At 61.8% G+C, this 21938-nt stretch carries 20 protein-coding genes; 12 read left to right on the top strand and 8 right to left on the bottom strand.

What is annotated here, in order from left to right:
• Positions 1-148: 148 nt before the first annotated feature.
• A complete protein-coding gene (gene modF / locus GKQ23_RS17210) occupies positions 149-1615 on the bottom strand; it encodes a molybdate ABC transporter ATP-binding protein ModF (RefSeq protein ID WP_212408980.1) in 1467 nt (488 codons plus the stop codon).
• A 74-nt stretch (positions 1616-1689) separates the two neighbouring features.
• Positions 1690-2478, bottom strand: a complete 789-nt coding sequence (gene modE, locus GKQ23_RS17205; RefSeq protein ID WP_212408979.1) for a molybdenum-dependent transcriptional regulator — start codon at positions 2476-2478, stop codon at positions 1690-1692.
• 154 nt (positions 2479-2632) lie between these two features.
• Between modE and GKQ23_RS17200 the strand changes: the two genes are divergently transcribed.
• The 4 genes from GKQ23_RS17200 (at position 2633) to modC (ending at position 5622) form a co-directional block, all read left to right on the top strand.
• Entirely contained in the window at positions 2633-2788 is a 156-nt protein-coding gene (locus GKQ23_RS17200) for an AcrZ family multidrug efflux pump-associated protein (protein WP_101506214.1), read from the top strand.
• 313 nt (positions 2789-3101) lie between these two features.
• Positions 3102-3875 carry a molybdate ABC transporter substrate-binding protein gene (gene modA / locus GKQ23_RS17195; RefSeq protein WP_212408978.1) on the top strand — a complete coding sequence of 258 codons (774 nt, stop codon included), beginning with the start codon at positions 3102-3104 and terminating at the stop codon, positions 3873-3875.
• Positions 3875-4570, top strand: a complete 696-nt coding sequence (gene modB, locus GKQ23_RS17190; RefSeq protein WP_101506220.1) for a molybdate ABC transporter permease subunit — start codon at positions 3875-3877, stop codon at positions 4568-4570. The genes modA and modB overlap by 1 nt, the downstream gene beginning before the upstream one ends.
• A complete protein-coding gene (gene modC, locus GKQ23_RS17185; RefSeq protein WP_212408977.1) occupies positions 4564-5622 on the top strand; it encodes a molybdenum ABC transporter ATP-binding protein ModC in 1059 nt (352 codons plus the stop codon). Before modB ends, modC begins: the two co-directional genes overlap by 7 nt.
• Here the strand turns inward: modC and GKQ23_RS17180 are convergent, their stop codons facing one another.
• On the bottom strand, positions 5623-6441 hold the full coding sequence (locus GKQ23_RS17180; protein ID WP_101506217.1) for a pyridoxal phosphatase: 819 nt from the start codon (positions 6439-6441) through the stop codon (positions 5623-5625). It abuts the gene before it with no gap.
• A gap of 192 nt (positions 6442-6633) precedes the next feature.
• Here GKQ23_RS17180 and pgl point away from each other — a divergent pair, with 192 nt between their 5' ends.
• Positions 6634-7620 (top strand): 6-phosphogluconolactonase, encoded by a 987-nt coding sequence (gene pgl / locus GKQ23_RS17175; protein WP_212408976.1) that lies wholly within the window; start codon positions 6634-6636, stop codon positions 7618-7620.
• A 198-nt stretch (positions 7621-7818) separates the two neighbouring features.
• On the opposite strand, the gene GKQ23_RS17170 is transcribed toward pgl, so the two are convergent.
• Positions 7819-8925 (bottom strand): T6SS immunity protein Tli4 family protein, encoded by a 1107-nt coding sequence (locus tag GKQ23_RS17170; protein WP_212408975.1) that lies wholly within the window; start codon positions 8923-8925, stop codon positions 7819-7821.
• Positions 8922-10451: a triacylglycerol lipase gene (locus GKQ23_RS17165; RefSeq protein WP_212408974.1), complete on the bottom strand. Its 1530-nt coding sequence runs from the start codon at positions 10449-10451 to the stop codon at positions 8922-8924. The genes GKQ23_RS17170 and GKQ23_RS17165 overlap by 4 nt, the downstream gene beginning before the upstream one ends.
• 525 nt (positions 10452-10976) lie before the next feature.
• Here GKQ23_RS17165 and GKQ23_RS17160 point away from each other — a divergent pair.
• The gene (locus GKQ23_RS17160) at positions 10977-11207 is read left to right on the top strand and encodes a hypothetical protein (RefSeq protein ID WP_056237146.1); all 231 of its coding nucleotides are present in this window, start codon (positions 10977-10979) and stop codon (positions 11205-11207) included.
• A complete protein-coding gene (locus GKQ23_RS17155; protein ID WP_212408973.1) occupies positions 11208-11609 on the top strand; it encodes a type II toxin-antitoxin system VapC family toxin in 402 nt (133 codons plus the stop codon).
• A gap of 357 nt (positions 11610-11966) precedes the next feature.
• On the opposite strand, the gene GKQ23_RS17150 is transcribed toward GKQ23_RS17155, so the two are convergent.
• Positions 11967-13016: an NADP-dependent oxidoreductase gene (locus GKQ23_RS17150; RefSeq protein ID WP_212408972.1), complete on the bottom strand. Its 1050-nt coding sequence runs from the start codon at positions 13014-13016 to the stop codon at positions 11967-11969.
• Positions 13017-13347: 331 nt separating this feature from the next.
• Positions 13348-14637 (bottom strand): adenosylmethionine--8-amino-7-oxononanoate transaminase, encoded by a 1290-nt coding sequence (gene bioA, locus GKQ23_RS17145; protein WP_056237141.1) that lies wholly within the window; start codon positions 14635-14637, stop codon positions 13348-13350.
• 88 nt (positions 14638-14725) lie between these two features.
• Here bioA and bioB point away from each other — a divergent pair, with 88 nt between their 5' ends.
• Genes bioB through bioD form a run of 4 tightly spaced genes read left to right on the top strand, consistent with a single transcriptional unit; the run spans position 14726 to position 18305 of the window.
• On the top strand, positions 14726-15757 hold the full coding sequence (gene bioB, locus GKQ23_RS17140) for a biotin synthase BioB (protein WP_056237139.1): 1032 nt from the start codon (positions 14726-14728) through the stop codon (positions 15755-15757).
• Positions 15757-16911 (top strand): 8-amino-7-oxononanoate synthase, encoded by a 1155-nt coding sequence (bioF, locus tag GKQ23_RS17135; RefSeq protein WP_212408971.1) that lies wholly within the window; start codon positions 15757-15759, stop codon positions 16909-16911. Before bioB ends, bioF begins: the two co-directional genes overlap by 1 nt.
• Positions 16892-17644 (top strand): malonyl-ACP O-methyltransferase BioC, encoded by a 753-nt coding sequence (gene bioC, locus GKQ23_RS17130; RefSeq protein ID WP_212408970.1) that lies wholly within the window; start codon positions 16892-16894, stop codon positions 17642-17644. Before bioF ends, bioC begins: the two co-directional genes overlap by 20 nt.
• Complete coding sequence (gene bioD / locus GKQ23_RS17125; protein WP_212408969.1) at positions 17637-18305, top strand: dethiobiotin synthase; 669 nt, start codon at positions 17637-17639, stop codon at positions 18303-18305. Before bioC ends, bioD begins: the two co-directional genes overlap by 8 nt.
• A 3-nt stretch (positions 18306-18308) precedes the next feature.
• Here the strand turns inward: bioD and GKQ23_RS17120 are convergent, their stop codons facing one another.
• Complete coding sequence (locus tag GKQ23_RS17120; RefSeq protein WP_212408968.1) at positions 18309-19025, bottom strand: ABC transporter ATP-binding protein; 717 nt, start codon at positions 19023-19025, stop codon at positions 18309-18311.
• Between the two features lie 882 nt (positions 19026-19907).
• On the opposite strand from GKQ23_RS17120, the gene uvrB reads away from it, so the two are divergent.
• Positions 19908-21932 carry an excinuclease ABC subunit UvrB gene (gene uvrB / locus GKQ23_RS17115; protein ID WP_212408967.1) on the top strand — a complete coding sequence of 675 codons (2025 nt, stop codon included), beginning with the start codon at positions 19908-19910 and terminating at the stop codon, positions 21930-21932.
• Positions 21933-21938: the final 6 nt, after the last annotated feature.

Below are 21938 nucleotides of genomic sequence, written 5' to 3'. Positions count from 1 at the left end.
GAGATACGCTGTTGGAAGATCACTCCCTTAACTCCCCTCTTTCCACAGGCGAATTGCACAGGCGGCACAAATTTAGCCCGGCCGCTGAGAGAGTTCAGCGCCCGGGATTGTTTCATCTGCCGTCTTCCCGCAAGCCGCATTGTTCAGGTTACAGCGTCTCCTGCAGGTACCCGTAACCGTCACCTTCCGCCACAAAGCTCAGCCGGTGGGTGATGCTCTGCGGTGCATCCTCGGCATGATGCGAGACAAACAGCAGCTGGGTGCGGCCTTCGCCGATCAGCACGTCGACAAAACGCCTGACCAGCAGGCGGTTGATTGGATCCAGCCCCTGCAGCGGTTCATCGAGGATCAGCAGCGCCGGGTGTTTCACCAGCGCACGGGCGATCAGCACCAGCCGCTGCTGGCCCCACGACAGATCGTGGAACGGCGCGTTCGCCTGGGCCTGCATCCCCAGCAGATCCAGCCACTGGTTAGCCAGCATGATCTGCCGGTCCGAGACCGCCTGATAAATACCGATCGAATCGAAATAGCCGGAGATCACCACGTTGCGCACGCTGCTGCTGACCCGGTACTCCAGGTGCAGGCTGCTGCTGACGTAGCCGATATGCTGCTTAATATCCCAGATGGTTTCCCCGCTGCCGCGACGGCGGCCGAACAGCGTCAGGTCATTGCTGTAGCCCTGCGGGTGGTCGCCGGTCACCAGGCTGAGCAGGGTCGATTTACCGGCACCGTTCGGGCCGACGATCTGCCAGTGCTGGCCGCGATCCACCTGCCAGCTGAGGTGGTTGAGGATCGGCCGGTCGTTGTAGGCTACCACGCCGTCCTTCAGCACCACCCGTGGCTCTGCGTCCGCCAGCGTTGGAATGGCGCTGGCGTCATCGGGCTCCGGCAGGGTCATCCCGGCCAGCTGCTCGCTGTGCGCCAGCTGGGCGACCAGCGCCTGCTGCAGAATCGCCTCGCGCGGCCCGCTGTGGGTCAGCGTACATTCGGCCAGCACGCCGACCTGGCTGATAAACCCGGGGATATCGTCAAAACGGTTCAGCACCAGCACCAGGCTGAAGCCCGGCTGCTGCAGCTCACCCAGCACGCTGGCGAGGTTGGCGCGCGAATCAACGTCCAGCCCGTCAAAGGGCTCATCGAGGATCAGCAGGTCGGGCTGCGCCATCAGCGCCTGGCACAGCAGGGTCTTGCGCGTTTCGCCGGTGGAGAGGTACTTAAAGCGGCGATCCAGCAGTGCTTCAATACCAAAGCGTGCCGCCAGCGCGCGGCAGCGCTCTGCATCGCGCACCTCCTGCTGGATAATTTCGGCGGCGGTCAGGCCGGTATCGTCCTCATCCGCGCTGAGCATATCGGTGTTGTTGCGCTGCCACTCGTCGGCCACCAGCTTCTGCAGCTGCTCCAGCGACAGGCGGGCCGGGCGCTGGAACTGGCTGCTGACCCGGCCTTTTTCCGCCGGCAGCTCGCCGGAGAGGGCTTTTGCCAGCGACGACTTGCCGCTGCCGTTGGCACCGACCACCGCCCAGCTTTCGCCGGCGCGCAGGGTGAGATCGTTCAGGTTCAGGGTTCGGGTCGCGCTAAGGCGAAAGATGCCTTGCGTAATCTGCAATGTCGACATTATTCATTCCATTTTATGCATCACAAGGGTATTAACGTCCTGCGCTGCCGTGATGTCAAATTGCGCCAGAGGATTCAGAGCAGCGTCGCGACGATCGCCTTATCAGCATTAAAATATGCTGTCACCGGCACATCCGCCTGCAGTTTTAGCTGCTCAACCCGCGGGTTGCTGACCGTGGCACACAGCGTCTCTCCGCCAGGCAGGGCGATCAGCACCTCGCTGTGGCTCTCCCCCCGGAGGATCTGGGTCACCTGGCCGGCCAGCCGGTTATCCGCCTGTAACTGTTCCGGCGCATCGCGGCTCAGCTCAATCCACGGCGCTTTAATCAGCACCAGCACCTCTTTACCCGCCGCCAGCTGCAGGCGGTTGGCGCTGTGTTCGGTCAGCGCCACCCGGATGCGGGTCTGACCGTCGGCCAGCTCAATCTCCACGTGCTGCTGCACCGGCTGCGCATCGCGGGCCACCACCGTGCCAAAAAACTGATTGCGGGCGCTGGTCTGCAGCGAAAAACGGGCGATGGCCCCGAGCAGGCTGCCCGGGGGCACCCCGTCCTGCAGCACGTCAAACGCCTTCTGCTGGATCTGTTCCAGCAGCGCGTAGAGCTGCAGCAGGCGTTCGCCGTAGTCGGTGACCACCGCGCCGCCGCCGCCTTTGCCGCCGGTGGCCCGCTCCACCAGCGTGCGGTCCGCCAGCTGGTTCATCTCGTTAATCGCATCCCACGCGCTTTTGTAGCTGATCCCGGCCAGTTTCGCCCCCTGGCTGATCGAGCCGCTGGCCTGCACCTGCTTTAACAGTTCGATGCGGCGCGGATCGGCAAACAGCCGCTGTTGTAACTTCAGGATCAGGGAAATATCGGCCTGCATGGCATTCTCCGGGCTTAACCTAGCGTGGGGAAGAGTGTACCAGTTGCAGGCGGGCGTGGGCGGGGAATAAAAACAGCACGAAGGCACAAAAGGTCAGTGTAATCTTACTGACAGCCGCTACAATGGCTTCTTTGTTCAGCAAAATGAGGCTGCCATGCTGGAGTTACTGAAAGGCCTGGCCATAGCGATCCTGATGGTTCCTGTGGTGATGGCGATTATCCTTGGCCTGATTTACGGCCTGGGCGAAGTCTTTAACGTGATCTCGAAAGTGGGTCACCGCAACGACCAGCCGGCGAAAAACCGCCAGTAAACCCTGTTTTTCCGCGCCCGGCTCTGCCGGGCGTTTGCTTTTGAGCAGGCCTTGTGGCCCGCGATTCCTTCTCCCTCCGCTACGTTAATCTCTTCGTTTTTCCTGCCGGAACGGGTTCCTGCCTGATGGTACTCTTTCATCTGCCAGCAGGGTGACGTCTGCACGCGGGTGGGTGCTCAGTTTCTTTTCCTTTTCGACGTTTTTCCACCGCCCCTAAACTTCAGACCTGCTCTGCCGATATTTCCTGTGACGTCGCAGGCATGCATCGTTATATTATCAAGTAAATAACGCTCACCCCTCTCTGGAGAAAAGCATGTCTGTAAAATGGAATCATCTGCTGGCCGCGGCGGCCCTGACCTTCGGCAGCACCGGCCACGCGCTGGCTGCGGATAACATCACCGTGTTTGCGGCGGCTTCGCTGACCAACGCGCTGCAGGATATTGCCACGCAGTACGAACAGGGCAAAACGGTGAAGATCGTCTCCTCGTTTGCCTCCTCCTCAACGCTGGCGCGGCAGATTGAGCAGGGGGCGCCGGCCGACCTGTTTATCTCGGCCGACCAGCAGTGGATGGACTACGCCGTGGATAAAAAGAGCGTCGAGGTGGCCACCCGCTTCACCCTGCTGGGTAATGAGCTGGTGCTGGTGGCCCCGACCGCGGCGAAACCGCAGCCGGTCAGCATCAGCAAAACCACCGACTGGAAGAGCCTGCTGAAAGGCCAGCGGCTGGCGGTAGGCGACCCGGACCACGTGCCGGCAGGCATCTATGCCAAAGAAGCGTTGCAAAAGCTGGGTGCCTGGGATGAACTCTCTCCGCTGATGGCGCGCAGCAACAGCGTACGCGCGGCGCTGGCGCTGGTGGAACGCGATGAAACCCCGTACGGCATCGTTTACGGATCGGATGCGGTAGCCAGCCAGAAGGTGACGGTGGTCGGCACCTTCCCGGCCGACAGCCACAAGCCGGTGGAGTACCCGATGGCGGTGGTCAGAGACCATAACAACGCCAGCGTCACCGATTTCTACAACTACCTGAAAGGGCCGCAGGCCGCGGTCATTTTCAAAAAATATGGATTTACGCCTAAGTCATGATGTTACTCAGTGAACCCGAATGGCAGGCGGTCGCGCTCAGCCTGAAAGTGTCGGTGGTTGCCGTCGCCTGTAGTCTGCCGTTTGGGATCCTGATGGCATGGATCCTGGTACGTCGCCAGTTTCCCGGTAAAACCCTGCTCGACAGCCTGATCCACCTGCCGCTGGTGCTGCCGCCGGTGGTGGTGGGGTACCTGCTGCTGCTGGGGTTTGGCCGCCGGGGCGTGATTGGCGAGTACCTGTATGACTGGTTTGGCTTCAGTTTCGCCTTCAGCTGGCGCGGTGCCGCGCTGGCGTCGGCGGTGATCGCCTTCCCGCTGATGGTGCGGGCGATCCGCCTGGCGCTGGAAGCGGTGGATACTAAACTGGAGCAGGCGGCCCGTACCCTCGGTGCCGGTCGCTGGCGGGTGTTCTTCACCATCACCCTGCCGCTGACCCTGCCGGGGATTATCGTCGGCACGGTGCTGGCCTTCGCCCGTTCGCTGGGCGAGTTCGGTGCCACCATCACCTTTGTTTCCAACATCCCCGGCGAGACGCGCACGCTCCCCTCGGCGATGTATACCCTGATTGAAACGCCGGGCGCGGAAGGCGCCGCGGCGCGGCTGTGCGTCATCGCCATCGTGCTGGCGCTGGTCTCCCTGTTACTTTCTGAATGGCTGACCCGCTGGGGTCGCAAACGCTTAGGTCTCGGATGTTAGAACTCGATTTCAGCCAGCAGCAGGGCGATCATCTGCTCAGCGTGCAGGCCAGCCTGCCGGGGCAGGGGATTACCGCCGTATTCGGCGTCTCCGGTGCCGGTAAAACCTCACTGATCAACGCCATCGGTGGCCTGACCGTTCCGCAGCAGGGCAGCATTACGCTGAACGGCCGGGTGCTGAGCGACGCTGAACAGGGCGTATGGCTGCCGCCGGAGAAGCGGCGCGTGGGCTACGTCTTCCAGGACGCGCGGCTGTTCCCGCACTACCGGGTGCGCGGCAACCTGCAGTACGGCATGGCAAAAGCGATGCGGCCACAGTTTGACGCGCTGGTGCAGCTGCTGGGCATTGAGCCGCTGCTGAACCGCTTTCCGTGGACGCTCTCCGGCGGTGAGAAACAGCGGGTGGCGATCGGCCGCGCGCTGCTCACCGCGCCGGAAATTCTGCTGATGGACGAACCGCTGGCCTCGCTCGATCTGCCGCGCAAGCGCGAGCTGCTGCCCTATCTGCAGGCGCTGGCAAAACAGGTGAATATCCCGATCCTCTACGTCAGCCACAGCCTCGACGAGCTGCTGCAGCTGGCAGACAACGTGCTGGTGCTGGATAAAGGCGGGGTAAAGGCGTTTGGTCCGCTGGAAAAGGTGTGGGCCAGCAGCGTGATGCGGCCGTGGCTGCCCCGCGCCGAGCAGAGCAGCCTGCTGCGGGTGCAGGTGCTGGAGCAGCACCCGCACTATGAAATGACCGCGCTGTCGCTCGGCGACCAGCATATCTGGGTCAGCCGGGTCAACGCGCCGCTGCGGTCGCCGCTGCGCATCCGCATTCAGGCGGCGGACGTCTCGCTGATCCTGCAGCCGCCGGTGAACAGCAGCATCCGTAACGCGATCCCGGCGCAGGTGGTGGAGATGCTGGACATCGACCATCAGGTGGAGGTCAAGCTGCAGATCGGCCAGAGCGAGCTGTGGGCGCGTATCACCCCGTGGGCGCGCGATGAGCTGATGATCAAGCCGAAGATGTGGCTCTACGCGCAGATTAAGAGCGTGGCGATCGCGCCCTGATTACAGCACTTCGCGGTACAGCGTCTCGGCGATGCCCGGCTCGAGGTTGGTGCCGATCACCCGTCCGGCACGCGCCTTGATGGCATCGTCGGCGTTGCCCATCGCCACGCCCAGCCCGACGGTTTCCAGCATGCTGAGATCGTTATAATTATCGCCAAAGGCGATCACATCGCTCATCCGGTAGCCGTTGGCTTCCACCCAGCGCTGCAGGCGTTTGCCCTTGCTGTTACCGGCGCGGGCGATATCCACCTGATCGTGCCACGACCATTCGCAGGCCAGCCCCATCTCCGCTTCCACCCGTTCGGCAAACTGTTGCAGCTCGCGGGTATCGCCGTGGGACAGCGCAAACTTCCAGATCGCGGTGGCCGATTCGGCCGCCTCTGCCAGGCTGTTAACCTTGAGGAATGTCGGGCGCTGATGCTCAGGCAGCGACAGTCCCCAGTTAATGGTGCGGGTAACGTGGCCGGTCTCGGCCTGATAGAGCATCGCGTCATCAACGTACAGCAGGCCATGCATGCCCGATTCGTCGAGCATTTCGATCACCCGGCGGGCCTGATCTTTCGGCAGCGGATCGGATTCAATAACTCTTTTCGCCTGATAATCATACAAATAGGTGCCGTTACAGCAGATAGCAGGTGTGTCGAGCGCCAGCGCCTGATAAAAAGGGTGGATAGCCACGTGATGGCGACCGGTCACGATCAGCACTTTTACGCCGGCCTGGCGGGCCTTAGCCAGCGCGTCGAGGGATTCGGGGAGAATCGTTTTATTCGGCGTTAACAGCGTGCCGTCCAGATCAAGGGCGATGATGCGATAGCTCATAGTAGATTCCGTGATTGACAGGATAAGAAGACGTTGCCCGCGCCGTGATGGCGGCACTAACTGTGAAGTGGGGGGCAGCGCCTCAGTGTACACCTTGTGACGCCGGCCACAAACCGGCGACCGCATTCCATCCGCCGACGGTGGCCTGACGCTGCCACCGGCCTGATTATCCGTTCTTAACAAGGAGCATTCATGAAACAAGTTGTTTATACCGCCAGCCCGGAAAGCCAGCAGATCCACGCGTGGGATCTGAATGATGACGGCGCGCTGACGCTGCTGCAGGTGGTTGATGCCCCGGGCCAGGTTCAGCCGATGGTGGTCAGCCCGGATAAACAGTTCCTGTACGTTGGCGTGCGTCCGGATTTTCGCGTGGTGGCGTTTAAGATTGCCGCCGACGGCAAACTGACCGAAGCAGGCCACGCGCCGCTGCCGGGCAGCCCGACCCATATCTCCACCGATCGCGAAGGGCGCTTTATCTTCGTTGGCTCCTATAATGACGCCTGCGTCAGCGTCAGCCCAATCGGTGCCGACGGCCTGCCGGGCGCGCCGCTGCAGGTAGTCAAAGGTCTGGAAGGCTGCCACTCGGCGAATATCGATCTGAGCAACCAGACGCTGTTTGTGCCCGCGCTGAAGCAGGACCGCATTGCGCTGTTCTCGCTGGCGGAGAACGGTGAACTGACCCCGCGCGCGCAGGGTGAAGTGACCACCACCGCGGGTGCCGGCCCGCGTCATATGGTGTTCCACCCGAACCAGCAGTTCGCCTACTGCGTCAACGAACTGGACAGCAGCGTTGACGTCTGGCGCCTCGGCGACAGCGTCGAAAAAGTGCAGAGCCTGGATATGATGCCGGAAGGCTTCAGCGACACGCGCTGGGCGGCGGACATCCATATCACGCCGGACGGCCGCTTCCTCTACGCCTGCGACCGTACCGCCAGCATCATCACCGCGTTCAGCATCAGCGCCGACGGTGCCACGCTGACTATCGAAGGTTTCCAGCCAACCGAAACGCAGCCGCGCGGCTTCAACATTGACCACAGCGGCCAGTATCTGGTGGCCGCAGGGCAAAAGACCCACCATATCGAAGTTTACAGAATCACCGCTGAAAAAGGGCTGCTGCAGCCGCTGGCCCGTTATGCGGTCGGTCAGGGTCCGATGTGGGTGGTGATCCACGCGCTGTAAGTCAGCCAGGCTCGACCAAACGTAACAGCCAAAGGCGGGACGATCCCTAAGGCCGACAGGTTAAGGATCAGAAAATTTCCCGTTCAACGAATCCGAATCAACCCACCCTGAGGCGGGTTGATTCGTTTCTGGAAAGATGATTACGCATAGCAACAGAGGATCTCAAGAGGATCATTTACATCTGTCAGAAAATTTCGGTCAGAATGCATTATTCCTGAGACGGAAAGAACGGATGATTCGGTCCCATATTTCCACCAGTTCGGCATCGCTGTAAGCGGGTGGGGGCAGCGTATGGTTACTCAATGTCAGGTCAATAATCGGGTGTCGGAAATCCACTATTTTTTCATTGGCGATGACGTTAAAAAGTAGCTGTGCTGACGGATTGCCGGCTGATTTTTCTGACGGCGCGACGTTAAGCCATTCATCAGCCTCAAAGCCGGCTATCTCTGTTTTACCCTTCCGCAGCGTCCGTGCCTTAACTTCGGTAAGGTAAGGCTGAATTTCATGACTCCGCTCCAGCATACTCGTTGGATCACCAAGATAAGTATTGGTAGACACCGACAGAGAAAAAACCGGGCTGTGCGGATAGACAAAGGTAATATCTTCCTTCGGCTTGCCGTTGCCGTCGCGGATAAACCCCTCTGAGATACAGGTTCCCGGCTGCGTCGGGATTTCATCGTTTTTTCGGCCGCTCAGACGGGACATTACATCTTTCAGTTCCGCCAGTTTTGAGGGCTTAGTGTTAAGTTGATTTTCTCTCATCCCTCCGTTCAAATAATCAATGCGGTCCTGCTGGTATTTGGGGTCTGATACATCCCTTATCTCCGAGGAGATTATAAACGCCACCCCATTAACATACAGGTGCCCTTCCAAAATGCGCCCAAACCCCGCTGCGCTCTCATTTTTATTTCGGTCAAATATCACAGCATTCTCACTCAGCCGGTACACCTGCTTGAGAAAAGGCTGATCTACAGCATCAACCGTATGGCTGTCTTTCAGTCTCTGCTCCCGCAGCTCGATACGCTGCTCGAACGCCGGACGGTAGAGCCGCTGGCTGCTGATGTTCACCTCATTAATCTGAGCACGGTCCGTCAGGGTATTTTCGAATGATGCCGGAACCTCAAACACATAGCGCCCCACGCACTGGGCTTTGGTGGTGGCAAACAGGGTATCGACCATACGTTTTTCCTTGTCCGTTAACGCCGGTGGCGGATGCACAAACGTCACAAAATTGTGAATATAGAATCCTGCCGCCAGCAGCACTATCGCCAGCGGGATAAGCAGCTGAAACGGGATTTTTTTCATGGAGGCGGCACCTGCTGCACGATTTTCACCACCGAGCGGACCGTGAACACCAGGGCATCTGACAGGTCACTGTAAACCGAACGCGAGCGGTCCACGGGGTCAGCGGCATAGGCCCCTTCATGATCGACATCGGTCGCCAGCACGCCCCGAATACTGGAGGATGAGGTGCGGATCGCCGTGACCGGCACGGTGCCGTCACCGGGGGTTCCCGCCGAAATCAGCTTATGGGTTCTTAACGGGGAGAGCTCAAGCGGCTCTCCGGAATCCTTCCGGACCCTCTTCGCCTCCTTCACGTACGGCGGGATCCGCTCTTTCCACGTCAGGAATGCATCAGACGGATTGTCCGCACTGGCACCGTAAAACAGCCAGGTCTGCGGATGGTATTTGCTGTTCAGTTCCTCGATAAATTTTTTCACATCTACTTGTAATCTGTCCTGAAAAGCTGTCCATTCACCGTCAGTATCACCCAGCAGCAAATCCTGCTCACACAGCCGCCACCAGGCCGTTTTGTTCAGGTAAATTTCCTCATACGGGTTATCCACCGGCAGGGACAGCCGGGTACCGCTGCTCTCGATTTTCAGCCAGCCGGTGCCATAAGCACTGCCCGGCAGCAGCTGTAACGGACCGGGGGACTGGGCCAGCACCGGCATCAGCTTTTCTGCGCTGTCGCCGATAATCATACCGGTAATGCCGCGCTCGCCGGTTTTCATGCGCCGGTACGCTGCTGGTGAGCCCAGGTCCGGCATCACGCCGTGCACCATCCCCAGGATATTTTCCCGTCCGTTCATGTTCTCCGAGTAGTGCCGGGCCACCAGCCCCCCCATTGAGTGGGTGACCAGAATGACTTTTTTCACTGCCAGACGGTAGTAATACTGTCCCAGCACGCTGCGGATAAAGGTTCCCAGCATTGCTGCCGAATCAGCACAGGACTGCAGCCAGTTGTAACCAAAAACGTGCAGTGGAAATAAAAACCGGTGGCCGTGTGCCGCTTCTTCTTTCGTCAGCACCTGTTCCGCCGGCTCGTCGCCTATCCTGACGCCGGTAAAACGCTGTCGCGCCGTCTGCTGCTGGACTTCCCTGAAGTGATTTTCCGTCAGGATGTCGTCGTCACTGAGCAGGTACTGCAGCCGGTCGAGCGCCTCTCCGTAGCTCTTGTAAAACGCGCTTCCCCATCCCCGTTCGCGCCGGGAGGGGAATTTTTTCCCGTCCACGTCATCGTTAAAAATCGCTCCACTGTCGTCAACAGTTGTGGTCTTCGGATCCAGAAGCCGCTTTCTTGTTTTTGCGTTGGCAAGCGGCCATTTTTTTAGCGACGGAGCGCTGAACTGCCAGACCTCACCGTCCTCATTTTTCAGGTTTGACCCCATCACCCCCGGAATAAAAATCACCGGGATCACTTTGTCCGGCGGTTTAAGGCAGACCGCCACGTGATTTTTTTCTTTCGGATGGAAAGGGATCTCGAAATAAACCCGCCCGTTATCATCCCAGATCGGGCGATGATATGAACGGTTTTCAGTGTCGTCCATGCGTTAACCTCCTGTTATTTTCGCCGCAAACGGTATCAGCTCTGACCCTGTGCACGATGGTGTGTAAATGCTTTTTCTCAAAGCTGGCCGTTAAGGCGGTCACAGAACCCGACAGAAAAGCAACACATTGTTGTCTGTCAGTCCCTCAGCGGGCTGGGGGCGGATCCCGGTGCTGGTCAACGATGCCGAAATAAGAGTGCGGCCAGTAATACTGCCGGGGCGACGGGAACGATCGTCTGCAAGAGGGGGGAAGGAGTCGCGTTTTAAGCATCCGTTAGTAAAAGGAAAAAATGCCAGCCAGTCCTGACTGACTGGCATCAGGGTGATCCCCGCCTTAACTGTTTCTGTTGCCGGTGGCGGCCACCGCAGATGCGCTACAGGCCGGCTGCGGCCTTACTGTTTTACATCAGTTACACCATTTTCTGAACGGTCATTCCATTTCGCACAATTACCGTCCACCGCTGCTGGTTTTATAACCACGGCGCGGGTAGTGTCTGTAATTACCGCAATCAGGGAGGTGTAAGCATGGCAAAGCGTAAGCTTAAGGGGGATGACATCAGCCGGGAGTTGGCCCGCGTTATTGCGCCTTTTTTAGCCGATACGGCGTCGTTTCGCGGCATCAGGTTTCTGGCTGAACAGGCTGAAAAACCCAAACGTAAACTGGGCTTTCTCAAAGGCAAAGGGGCGGTTCCCGCCTGGTTTGACGAAATGGGCAGCCTGGATATTCTGGCAATGTTTGCAGGGAAATACGCATAAATGGATATTTTAATCGACACCAACGTACTGCTCTATATGGCCTACGCGCCGGCGCGCTTAACGCCAACGGTGGCCCACATCCTTGAAGATACCGATAAAACCCTCTGGTACAGCGCGGCCAGCATCTGGGAAGTGGTGATCAAAAGCCGCCTCAACCAGCCCGGCTTCATCGTCGACCCGGAACAATTCAGAATGGGCCTGTTCGAAGCCGGCCTGTTCGAACTGCCGATCAACGGTGAACACCTGCTGGAGGTTACCCATCTGCCAGAAAGCGTTTCCGAAGATCCCTTCGACCGCCTGATTGTCGCCCAGTCCCACTACAACCGGCTGCCGCTGCTCACCGGCGACGATAAACTGATTAACAGCGTAGGCGATTACATCACGATAATCCCTAACGGGTGATCGCCACCGGGAGTCACCGGATCCGCCCTCACAGCGCCAAATACCCTGCACCCGGCCGCCGATCCCGCAGCGAGGCCTTAGGACCGCAACACTACAGCCTGAAGGGGTGTGCGGTATGGGGACAGGTTAGCCGGGCGTATGCCGCACGGATGCGGCATCCGAGCCCCCATGGAGGGGTTCACGGCGACCCGGCGATCTGCCGCATACCGCGCACCCGGTCACCGATCCTCCAGCGAGTATTCACTGCCGCAAACCGCATACCGCGCACCCGGCCACCGAACCTGCAGCGAGGCTCCACTGCCGCATACCGCGCACGCGATCATCTATCCTGTAGTAACAAGGCTTCACTGCCGCAGATTACGGCGCAGGCTTATCCCCGGCCACGCGGATCACCACCTTACCGAAGTTTTTCCCCTCAAGCATACCGATAAACGCCTCCGGCGCATTGTCCAGCCCGTCGACAATATCCTCGCGGAACTGCAGCCGCCCCTGCGCCACCCACTGGCTCATCTGGCGGAAAAACTCATCGAAGCGATGGCCATAGTCCTGGGTAATGATAAAGCCCTGCACCCGCAGCCGCTTGCGCAGGATCGCGCTCTGCAACAGCGGCAGCTGGTCCGGACCGGCCGACGGCGCGGTACGGTTATAATCGGCGATCAGCCCGCACACCGGAATACGGCCTCTGGTGTTCATCAGCGGCAGCACCGCGTTAAACACCGCGCCGCCAACGCTCTCAAAATAAACGTCGATCCCTTCGCTACAGTGGCGGCTCAGCTGCTGGGCAAAGTTCGGGTCGCGGTGATCCAGACAGCGGTCGAAGCCCAGCACGTCCTCGGCGTAACGGCACTTGGCCGCGCCGCCGGCAATCCCCACCACGTGGCAGCCCTTGATTTTAGCGATCTGACCGACCAGCGAACCTACCGCACCGGTGGCGGCGGCTACCACCACCGTCTCGCCCGGCTGCGGATTGCCGATATCCAGCAGCCCCATATAGGCGGTAAAGCCCGGCATCCCCAGCATGCCCAGCGCCCACGACGGGTGCTGCAACACCGGGCCGCTGAGCTTCACCAGCCCGCTGCCGTCAGACAGCGCAAAATCCTGCCAGCCGCTGTAGCTCAGCACCCAGTCGCCGGATTTGAAATCGGCATGGTGAGACTGCTCAACGATCGACACCGTGCCGCCACAGATCGTCTCGTTAATCGCCAGCGGCGGCACGTAAGAGGGCGCATCGCTCATCCGCCCGCGCATATAGGGGTCAAGCGACAGCCACACGGTGCGCAGCAGCAGCTGGCCCTGGCCTGGCGTCGGCAGGTGCTGCGCCTCCTCGCGGAAGTCGGCGGCGGTGGGCGCGCCGTGCGGGCGGGATGCCAGTACGATGCGGCGGTTGGTTTGTCGGTCCTGCGGCATGAAAACCTCCGGTTAGCCAGAAAAGCGTCGGCCGTATTGCCGACTTTTTGCTGGCTAAAGCGTAGTGCATCTGCCGCGGAGTTTCCTTGCGCTACTGCGCGAAGCACGGCGTTTGCTTCCTGCGCCCTGCTGAATCCTGCTGAAACGGGCAGAACAAGCCGCAGGCAGATGCCCACGGTTTTGCCAGTCACCCGGGCCGCAGCGAGGCTCAGTCAGCACGACTGCCAGACACCCGGGCCGCAGCGAGGCTCAGTCAGCACGACTGCCAGTCACCCGGGCCGCAGCGAGGCTCAGTCAGCACGACTGCCAGACACCCGGGCCGCAGTAAGGCTCAGCCAGCGCTGAACAGCGCCGCACGCGCCACCGCCTGCGCGATGGCGTCCGTCAGCCGGGTCAGCGCCTCTGGCGTGATGATATACGGCGGCATCAGGTAGATCAGCCGGCCAAACGGGCGGATCCACACCCCCTGTTCGACAAAGAACTGCTGCATCGCCGCCATGTCAACCGGCCGCCGGGTCTCCACCACGCCAATCGCGCCAAGCACGCGCACGTCGGCCACCTCCGGCGCATCCCGCAGCGGCAGCAGCTGGTCGCGCAGCTGCTGCTCAATCGCCGCCACCTGCGCCGGCCAGTGGTTCTCCTGTAGTATCGCCAGGCTCTCGCTGGCCACCGCGCAGGCCAGCGGATTGCCCATAAAGGTCGGACCGTGCATAAAGCAGCCCGCCGCGCCGTTGCTGATGGTCTCCGCCACCCGGCGGGTGGTCAGGGTGGCGGACAGCGTCATCGCGCCGCCGGTCAGCGCCTTGCCGACGCAGAGAATATCCGGCGCGATGCCGGCGTGCCCGCAGGCAAACAGCCTGCCGGTGCGGCCAAACCCGGTGGCGATCTCATCGGCGATCAGCAGCAGACCGAAGCGGTCGCACAGTTCGCGCGCGCGCAGCAGATAGCGCGGATGGTAGAAGCGCATGCCGCCTGCCCCCTGCACGATCGGTTCGAGGATCACCGCCGCCAGCTGGCGGTGATGGCTGACGATAAGCTGCTCCAGCGCGTCGGCGTCCTGCTCGCGCCATGGCTGGTCAAAGCGGCAGTCCGCCGGGGCAAACAGCTGCTCTGCAAGGTAGCCCTGGTACAGGCTGTGCATCGAGTTCTGCGGGTCGCACACCGACATCGCGGCAAAAGTGTCGCCGTGATAGCCGTGGCGCAGGGTCAGGAAGCGTTGACGCTTTTCGCCGCGCGCCTGCCAGTACTGCAGCGCCATCTTCATCGCCACCTCCACCGCCACCGAGCCGGAGTCCGCCAGAAACACGCACTCCAGCCCGGCCGGGGTCATCGCCACCAGCCGGCGGCACAGCGCCACCGCTGCCGGATGGGTAATGCCGCCAAACATCACGTGCGACATCTCCGCCATCTGCGCCTGCAGCGCCCGGTTAAGCCGTGGGTGGTTGTAGCCGTGGATCGCCGCCCACCACGAGGACATCCCGTCGGTCAGCTGGCGGCCGTCGGCCAGCGTCAGCGACGTACCGCTGGCGGCAACCACCGGATAACAGGGCAGGGGGCGGGTCATCGAGGTGTAGGGGTGCCAGATATGGTCACGGTCAAAGGCGAGATCGTCTGGGGTCATAAATCACTTGTAAACCAAAAATAAAAAATTTAGTTTACAAGTATAACCAGGCCGTGAAGACAAATGACAGACTTTTTTGGAGCAAGCAATGGCAACACAATGGACCCTCTCTCAGGCACAGGCGCTGTTTGATAAGCCGTTTCTCGAACTGATGTTCGAGGCGCAGCAGATCCACCGTCAGCACTTTGACCCGCGCCAGGTGCAGGTCAGCACGCTGCTGTCGATCAAAACCGGAGCCTGCCCGGAGGACTGCAAATACTGCCCGCAGAGCGCCCGTTACAAAACCGGGCTGGCGTCAGAGCGGCTGATGGAGGTACAGGAGGTGCTCAGCTCGGCGCGTAAGGCGAAGGCCGCCGGCTCCGGCCGCTTCTGCATGGGCGCGGCGTGGAAAAACCCGCACGATCGCGATATGCCTTACCTGGAGCAGATGGTGCAGGGGGTGAAAGAGATGGGTCTGGAGACCTGCATGACCCTCGGTACCCTCAGCGACGAACAGGCGCAGCGGCTGGCCGGGGCCGGGCTGGATTTTTACAACCATAACCTCGACACCTCGCCGGAGTTTTACGGCAGCATCATCACCACCCGCAGCTACCAGGAGCGGCTGGACACGCTGGGCCGCGTGCGTGACGCCGGGATCAAGGTCTGCTCCGGCGGCATCGTCGGGCTGGGGGAAACGGTCAGCGATCGCGCCGGGCTGCTGGTGCAGCTGGCCAACCTGCCAACGCCGCCGGAGAGCGTGCCGATCAATATGCTGGTCAAGGTCAAAGGCACGCCAATGGCGGATAACGATGACGTCGATCCGTTCGATTTTGTGCGCACCATCGCAGTGGCGCGCATCATGATGCCGCGCTCCCACGTGCGGCTCTCCGCCGGGCGCGAGCAGATGAGCGAACAGACTCAGGCGATGTGTTTTATGGCCGGAGCCAACTCGATTTTCTACGGCTGCAAGCTGCTGACTACCGCCAATCCGGAGGAGGACAAAGACCTGCAGCTGTTCCGCAAGCTGGGCCTTAATCCGCAGCACACCGCCACCGAGGCCGGCGATAACGAGCAGCAGCAGGCGCTGGCCGCCCGGCTGCTGACCGCCGATACCGCCCTGTACTACAACGCGGCGCTGTGATGGGCTGGCCACAACGGCTGGACGCGGCGCTGAGCGCGCGTCATGAGCAGGGGCGCTATCGCCAGCGCACCGTCAGCGGCCAGGCGGACGGCCGCAGCCTGCAGGTGGACGGCTGCGACTATCTTAATTTCTCCGCCAATGACTACCTGGGCCTGAGCCACCACCCGGCGATCGTCCGCGCCTGGCAGCAGGGGGCGGATCGCTATGGCGTCGGGGCCGGCGGATCGGCGCATATCACCGGCTACCGCCAGCCGCAGGCGGAGCTGGAAGCAGAGCTGGCCGACTGGCTCGGCTACCCGCGCGCGCTGCTGTTTATCTCCGGCTTCGCCGCCAACCAGGCGACGATCCACGCGCTGGCGGGTAAACATGACCGCATCCTCGCCGATAAGCTCAGCCACGCTTCGCTGCTGGAGGCCGCCAGTCTCAGCCCGGCCACCCTGCGGCGCTTTCAGCACAACCGGCCGGACTCGCTGGCGACGCTGCTGGCCGGCGACTGCGCCGGCGAGACGCTGGTGGTCACCGAAGGGGTGTTCAGCATGGACGGCGACCGCGCGCCGCTGGCGGCGCTGCACCAGCTGGCGCAGGCGCACGGCGGCTGGCTGCTGGTGGATGACGCCCACGGCATCGGCACCTGCGGCGCGCAGGGGCGCGGCAGCTGTCAGCAGCAGGGGGTCAGGCCCGAGCTGCTGATCGTCACCTTTGGCAAAGCCTTCGGCGTCAGCGGCGCGGCGCTGCTGTGCGATGAGGCCACCGCCGACTACCTGCTGCAGTTTGCCCGCCATCTGATCTACAGCACCGCGATGCCGCCTGCGCAGGTCTGTGCGCTACAGGCGGCGCTGGCCTGCGTGCAGCAGGGTGACGAACGCCGCCAGCGCCTGCGGCAGAATATCGCCCGTTTTCGCGCCGGAGCCGCCGGACTGCGCGGGCGGCTGGCCGCCTCGGACAGCGCCATTCAGCCGCTGTTGTCCGGGGATGACGCGGCCGCCATGACGCTGGCCGCGAGACTGCGCCAGCAGGGCTGCTGGGTCAGCGCCATCCGCCCGCCCACCGTGCCGCCGGGCACCGCGCGGCTGCGCATCACCCTCAGCGCCGCCCATCTGCCGGACGATATCGACCACCTGCTGGAGGTGCTGCATGCTGCAGATCGTGAATAAACCGGCGGTGGCGGCGGCGTTTGGCCGCGCGGCCGGGCGCTACAACCAGCACGCGGAGCTGCAGCGGCTGTGCGGTGAACGGCTGCTGGCGTTTTCGCGCCCCGGAGAGGCGCTAACGGTGCTGGACGCCGGCTGCGGCACCGGCTGGTTCAGCCAGCGCTGGCAGCTGGGCGGCCACCGGGTGACCGCGCTGGATCTGTCGCCCGCCATGCTGCAGCAGGCGCAGGCCGGGGCGGTCGCCGACCGTTATCAGCTGGGTGATATCGAGGCGCTGCCGTTTGCCGACGGCGCGTTTGACCGCTGCTGGAGCAATCTGGCGGTGCAGTGGTGCAGCGATCTGGCGCAGGCGCTGGGCGAGCTGCGGCGGGTGACCCGGCCCGGCGGCCAGCTGCTGTTCTCCACCGTGGCGGCCGGATCGCTGCGTGAGGTCGGGCAGGCCTGGCAGGCGCTGGGCCAGGCGCCGCCGGTCAACCGGTTCCTCAGCCCGTCGCAGATCGCCGCAGCACTGCCTGCCGCCACGTTGCGGCCACTGACGGTGACGCTGGCCTTCCCGGACGTGCTCGGCGCCCTGCGCTCGCTGAAGGGCATCGGTGCCACCCATCTGCACGAAGGTCGCGGCGCGATGACGCTGTCGCGCCGCCGGCTGCGCCAGCTTGAAGCGGTGTGGCCACGTGACGCGCGCGGCTGCCTGCTGACCTATCAACTGATTTTAGGAGAGATTACCCGTGACTGAACGCTGGTTTGTAACCGGAACCGATACCGAGGTCGGCAAGACCGTCGCCAGCTGTGCGCTGCTGCAGGCCGCCGCATCCGCTGGCTACCGCTGTGCGGGCTATAAACCGGTGGCCTCAGGCAGCGTGCTGACCTCTGAAGGCATCCGTAACGAGGATGCGCTGGCGCTGCAGCGCCACAGCAGCGTCAGCCTGCCGTACGAGTGGGTGAATCCGCTGGCGTTTACCGAGCCGACCTCGCCGCATATCGTCAGCGCGGAAGAGCGGCGGCCGATCGACTTTACGCAGCTCTCCGCCGGGCTGCGGCGGATTGAGCAGCAGGCCGAGTGGGTGCTGACCGAAGGGGCCGGCGGCTGGCTGACGCCGCTCTCGGAGACCGCCACCTTTGCCGACTGGGTGGTGCAGGAGCGGCTGCCGGTGGTGCTGGTGGTGGGGATAAAACTCGGCTGCATTAACCACGCGCTGCTGACCGCGCAGGCGGTGATGGCCAGCGGGCTGCCGCTGGCGGGCTGGATTGCTAACGGTATTCAGCCCGCCGGGACACGCCACCGCGAGTACCTGGCCACGCTGACCCGGCTGCTGCCCGCGCCGCTGCTGGGGGAGATCCCGCATCTTGCAGGCGGCGAACGTGAGGCCGCCGGCAGGTATCTGTCGTTACCCTGACCCCTACACCGTCAGCCAGGTATCGATCATGCTGTCATCCAGCTGCGCCACCCGCCCGTGGGCGACGTTGCGGCCGCGGTGCAGCAGCAGAAAATAGTCCGCCACCCGGCGGATAAACGACGGCTGCTGCTCCAGCAGCAGAATGGTCATGCCAAATTCGTGATTGAGGCGGTGGATCAGGTTGCCCATCTCCTCCTCCAGCCACGGCGACATGCCGCCGGTAGGCTCATCAAGGATCAGCAGCTTCGGCATCAGCACCAGCGCCCGTGCCAGCGCCACCTGCTGCTGCTGGCTGATGGGCAGCTCGCCGCTGCGCGTATGGCGCAGCGACCACAGGGCCGGAAACAGGTCATAGACCATCGGCGGTATCGCCGGGTGACGCGCCGCTTCAACCCCCGCCAGCAGGGCGACCTGCAGGTTCTCCTCAACGCTCAGCTGTGAAAACAGCGGCCGGGTTTGTGGCACATAGCCAATCCCCAGCACCGCCCGTTTTTCCACGGGCAGCCCCAGCAGATCCTGCGGCTGCCCGTGCTCCTCCTGCCAGACCATCGACCCGCTGTTAACCGGCAGATGCCCCATAATGCAGTTCACCAGCGTGGTTTTGCCCATCCCCGGGCGGCCGATCACGCCGGTGCAGCTGCCCGCAGGCAGATCGAGGTCAACGTCCCATAAAATATGCTGCTGACCGTAAAACTGATTTACCGAGCGTAAACTGAGCATCAGACACTCTCCTTCAGACCGTTTTCGTGGGGCACCCGGCACGTCTGTGCCCCGGGTGGTGGCCGTCCGCCGGGCCAGTGACGCCGGCGGACGGAAAGCGGTAAGGGAGATACTGCAAATATCAGGCCAGGATGGGGTAAAAAAGCGCATTTTGTGATGGGGGAGGGGGTAATGCCGCCCGTTACGGGTAAGCCGGATTAATCAGTTTCCGGCAGTAATCGTCGCGCTGCACTGTGATGGTGCCGGGGATGAAGCGCTGGTGGTGCAGCCAGCGTTCACAATTGCAGCGGCTACGGCCCTGCGCGGTTCACCTGCAACATTCGCCACGGGAAAATGACGGATTAATGAGCAAAACTGTCGCCGGAGTGGGCTCGGGGATGACGAAAAAAAAGCAAAAAAAAATATTTAGCGGCTGTTAAGGGGGCAGGGGGAGAATTATGCACAGCCGATGCCCTGTGCGCTGCAAACACTTATCCACTATTCCTGTGGATAACCTTGTGCATTAGAGGATGAAAACCTGTGGCAGACGAGAGCGGGTGCGGCTTAGGCCTGGGTTGCTGCGAAACTCAGCTCAAAAGCAATCAGGTTTTTTTTCAACACGTTAACTAAAAGCAAGCCGCCCGTGGCCTGCAATCAATCCGTCACACTGTTTTCAGCCAGGGTGCTTGACAAATGTTAAAGATCCAGAATATCTGGGGATAACCTTTTGGCAGCAAAAACGCAGACGTTTGCGTGGCAAATGTGCGCCTCTGCGTTGCCGCCTGTGTCCCGCCATCATGCAGAATCACTGTTAATTTATCCAGTCTTTTTTGCTGGCAAAATCGGCAGGGCAGAGTAGAATTAGAAGCCGGTTCGCGAACAACGTCATCAGGTAGCCCGTCAATGAGCAAAGTTTTCACACTCAATTCAGATTTCAAACCCGCCGGCGACCAGCCTGAGGCCATTCGCCGGCTGGAAGAGGGGCTGGAAGACGGCCTGGCACACCAGACGCTGCTGGGCGTAACCGGCTCCGGGAAAACCTTCACCGTGGCCAACGTGATCGCCGACCTCAACCGTCCGACCATGCTGCTGGCGCCGAACAAGACGCTGGCCGCGCAGCTGTACGGCGAAATGAAGGAATTTTTCCCGGACAACGCGGTGGAGTACTTCGTCTCCTACTACGACTACTACCAGCCGGAAGCCTACGTGCCGAGCTCGGACACTTTTATCGAGAAAGACGCTTCGGTGAACGAGCACATCGAACAGATGCGGCTTTCCGCCACCAAAGCGCTGCTGGAGCGGCGCGACGTGATCGTGGTGGCCTCGGTATCGGCGATTTACGGCCTTGGCGATCCGGACCTCTACCTGAAAATGATGCTGCACCTGACCCGCGGCATGATCATTGACCAGCGCGCTATCCTCCGGCGCCTGTCTGAGCTGCAGTACGCCCGCAACGATCAGGCGTTTCAGCGCGGCACCTTCCGCGTGCGCGGTGAGGTGATTGACATCTTCCCGGCCGAGTCAGACGACTACGCGCTGCGCGTCGAGCTGTTCGATGAAGAGGTGGAGCGCCTGTCGATCTTCGACCCGCTGACCGGCCAGGTGACCCAGGATATCCCGCGTTACACCATCTACCCGAAGACCCACTACGTCACCCCGCGCGAACGTATTCTGCAGGCGATGGAGGAGATCAAGGTCGAGCTGGCGGATCGTAAGCAAGTGCTGCTGGCCAGCAACAAGCTGCTGGAAGAGCAGCGCATCAGCCAGCGCACCCAGTTTGACCTCGAGATGATGAACGAGCTGGGCTACTGCTCGGGCATCGAAAACTACTCGCGCTACCTCTCCGGCCGCGGGCCGGGGGAAGCGCCGCCGACGCTGTTTGACTATCTGCCCGCCGACGGCCTGCTGGTGATTGACGAATCCCACGTCACCATCCCGCAGATTGGCGGCATGTATCGCGGCGACCGGGCGCGTAAAGAGACGCTGGTCGAGTACGGCTTCCGCCTGCCGTCGGCGCTGGACAACCGTCCGATGAAGTTTGAAGAGTTCGAAGCGCTGGCGCCGCAGACCATCTACGTCTCCGCCACCCCCGGCAACTACGAGCTGGAGAAATCCGGCGGTGACGTGGTCGATCAGGTGGTGCGTCCGACCGGCCTGCTCGACCCGCTGGTCGAAGTGCGCCCGGTGGGCACCCAGGTCGACGATCTGCTCTCTGAGATCCGCAAGCGGGTGGCCATCAACGAGCGCGTGCTGGTGACGGTGCTGACCAAGCGCATGGCCGAAGACCTCACCGAATATCTGGAAGAGCACGGTGAGCGGGTGCGCTACCTGCACTCGGATATCGATACCGTCGAGCGCGTGGAAATTATTCGCGACCTGCGCCTCGGCAAGTTTGACGTGCTGGTGGGCATTAACCTGCTGCGTGAGGGGCTGGATATGCCGGAGGTGTCGCTGGTGGCGATCCTCGACGCCGACAAAGAGGGCTTCCTGCGTTCAGAACGTTCGCTGATCCAGACCATCGGCCGCGCGGCGCGTAACCTCAACGGGAAGGCGATCCTTTACGGCGATAAGATTACCCCGTCGATGGCGCGGGCGATTGGCGAAACCGAACGCCGCCGTGAAAAACAGGAGCAGTTCAACACAGACAACGGCATCGTGCCGCAGGGGCTGAACAAGAAAATTGCCGATATTCTGGAGCTGGGGCAGGGGCTGGCGAAGAACAAGGCCAAACCGCGCAGCATGAAGGGGCGCAGCGTGGTGGAGGACGATCCAACCTACGTCGACCTGTCACCCGCCGGGTTGCAGAAGCGCATCAACCAGCTGGAAGCGCAGATGCAGCAGCACGCGCAGAACCTCGAGTTCGAAGAGGCGGCCGCGGTGCGCGACCAGCTGCACGCGCTGCGCGAGCTGTTTATCGCCGCGTCCTGATGCCGG

It is taken from the genome of Erwinia sp. E602 (genome assembly GCF_018141005.1).
In the GTDB taxonomy this organism is placed as follows: domain Bacteria; phylum Pseudomonadota; class Gammaproteobacteria; order Enterobacterales; family Enterobacteriaceae; genus Erwinia.
This window is presented reverse-complemented; position numbering and strand designations above follow the sequence as displayed.

Bases quoted from the DNA above. Each gene is read 5' to 3' on its own strand.
- modF (WP_212408980.1), bottom strand. From the start codon at position 1,615: ATGTCGACATTGCAGATTACGCAAGGCATCTTTCGCCTTAGCGCGACC.
- modE (WP_212408979.1), bottom strand. From the start codon at position 2,478: ATGCAGGCCGATATTTCCCTGATCCTGAAGTTACAACAGCGGCTGTTT.
- GKQ23_RS17200 (WP_101506214.1), top strand. From the start codon at position 2,633: ATGCTGGAGTTACTGAAAGGCCTGGCCATAGCGATCCTGATGGTTCCT.
- modA (WP_212408978.1), top strand. From the start codon at position 3,102: ATGTCTGTAAAATGGAATCATCTGCTGGCCGCGGCGGCCCTGACCTTC.
- modB (WP_101506220.1), top strand. From the start codon at position 3,875: ATGTTACTCAGTGAACCCGAATGGCAGGCGGTCGCGCTCAGCCTGAAA.
- modC (WP_212408977.1), top strand. From the start codon at position 4,564: ATGTTAGAACTCGATTTCAGCCAGCAGCAGGGCGATCATCTGCTCAGC.
- GKQ23_RS17180 (WP_101506217.1), bottom strand. From the start codon at position 6,441: ATGAGCTATCGCATCATCGCCCTTGATCTGGACGGCACGCTGTTAACG.
- pgl (WP_212408976.1), top strand. From the start codon at position 6,634: ATGAAACAAGTTGTTTATACCGCCAGCCCGGAAAGCCAGCAGATCCAC.
- GKQ23_RS17170 (WP_212408975.1), bottom strand. From the start codon at position 8,925: ATGAAAAAAATCCCGTTTCAGCTGCTTATCCCGCTGGCGATAGTGCTG.
- GKQ23_RS17165 (WP_212408974.1), bottom strand. From the start codon at position 10,451: ATGGACGACACTGAAAACCGTTCATATCATCGCCCGATCTGGGATGAT.
- GKQ23_RS17160 (WP_056237146.1), top strand. From the start codon at position 10,977: ATGGCAAAGCGTAAGCTTAAGGGGGATGACATCAGCCGGGAGTTGGCC.
- GKQ23_RS17155 (WP_212408973.1), top strand. From the start codon at position 11,208: ATGGATATTTTAATCGACACCAACGTACTGCTCTATATGGCCTACGCG.
- GKQ23_RS17150 (WP_212408972.1), bottom strand. From the start codon at position 13,016: ATGCCGCAGGACCGACAAACCAACCGCCGCATCGTACTGGCATCCCGC.
- bioA (WP_056237141.1), bottom strand. From the start codon at position 14,637: ATGACCCCAGACGATCTCGCCTTTGACCGTGACCATATCTGGCACCCC.
- bioB (WP_056237139.1), top strand. From the start codon at position 14,726: ATGGCAACACAATGGACCCTCTCTCAGGCACAGGCGCTGTTTGATAAG.
- bioF (WP_212408971.1), top strand. From the start codon at position 15,757: ATGGGCTGGCCACAACGGCTGGACGCGGCGCTGAGCGCGCGTCATGAG.
- bioC (WP_212408970.1), top strand. From the start codon at position 16,892: ATGCTGCAGATCGTGAATAAACCGGCGGTGGCGGCGGCGTTTGGCCGC.
- GKQ23_RS17120 (WP_212408968.1), bottom strand. From the start codon at position 19,025: ATGCTCAGTTTACGCTCGGTAAATCAGTTTTACGGTCAGCAGCATATT.
- uvrB (WP_212408967.1), top strand. From the start codon at position 19,908: ATGAGCAAAGTTTTCACACTCAATTCAGATTTCAAACCCGCCGGCGAC.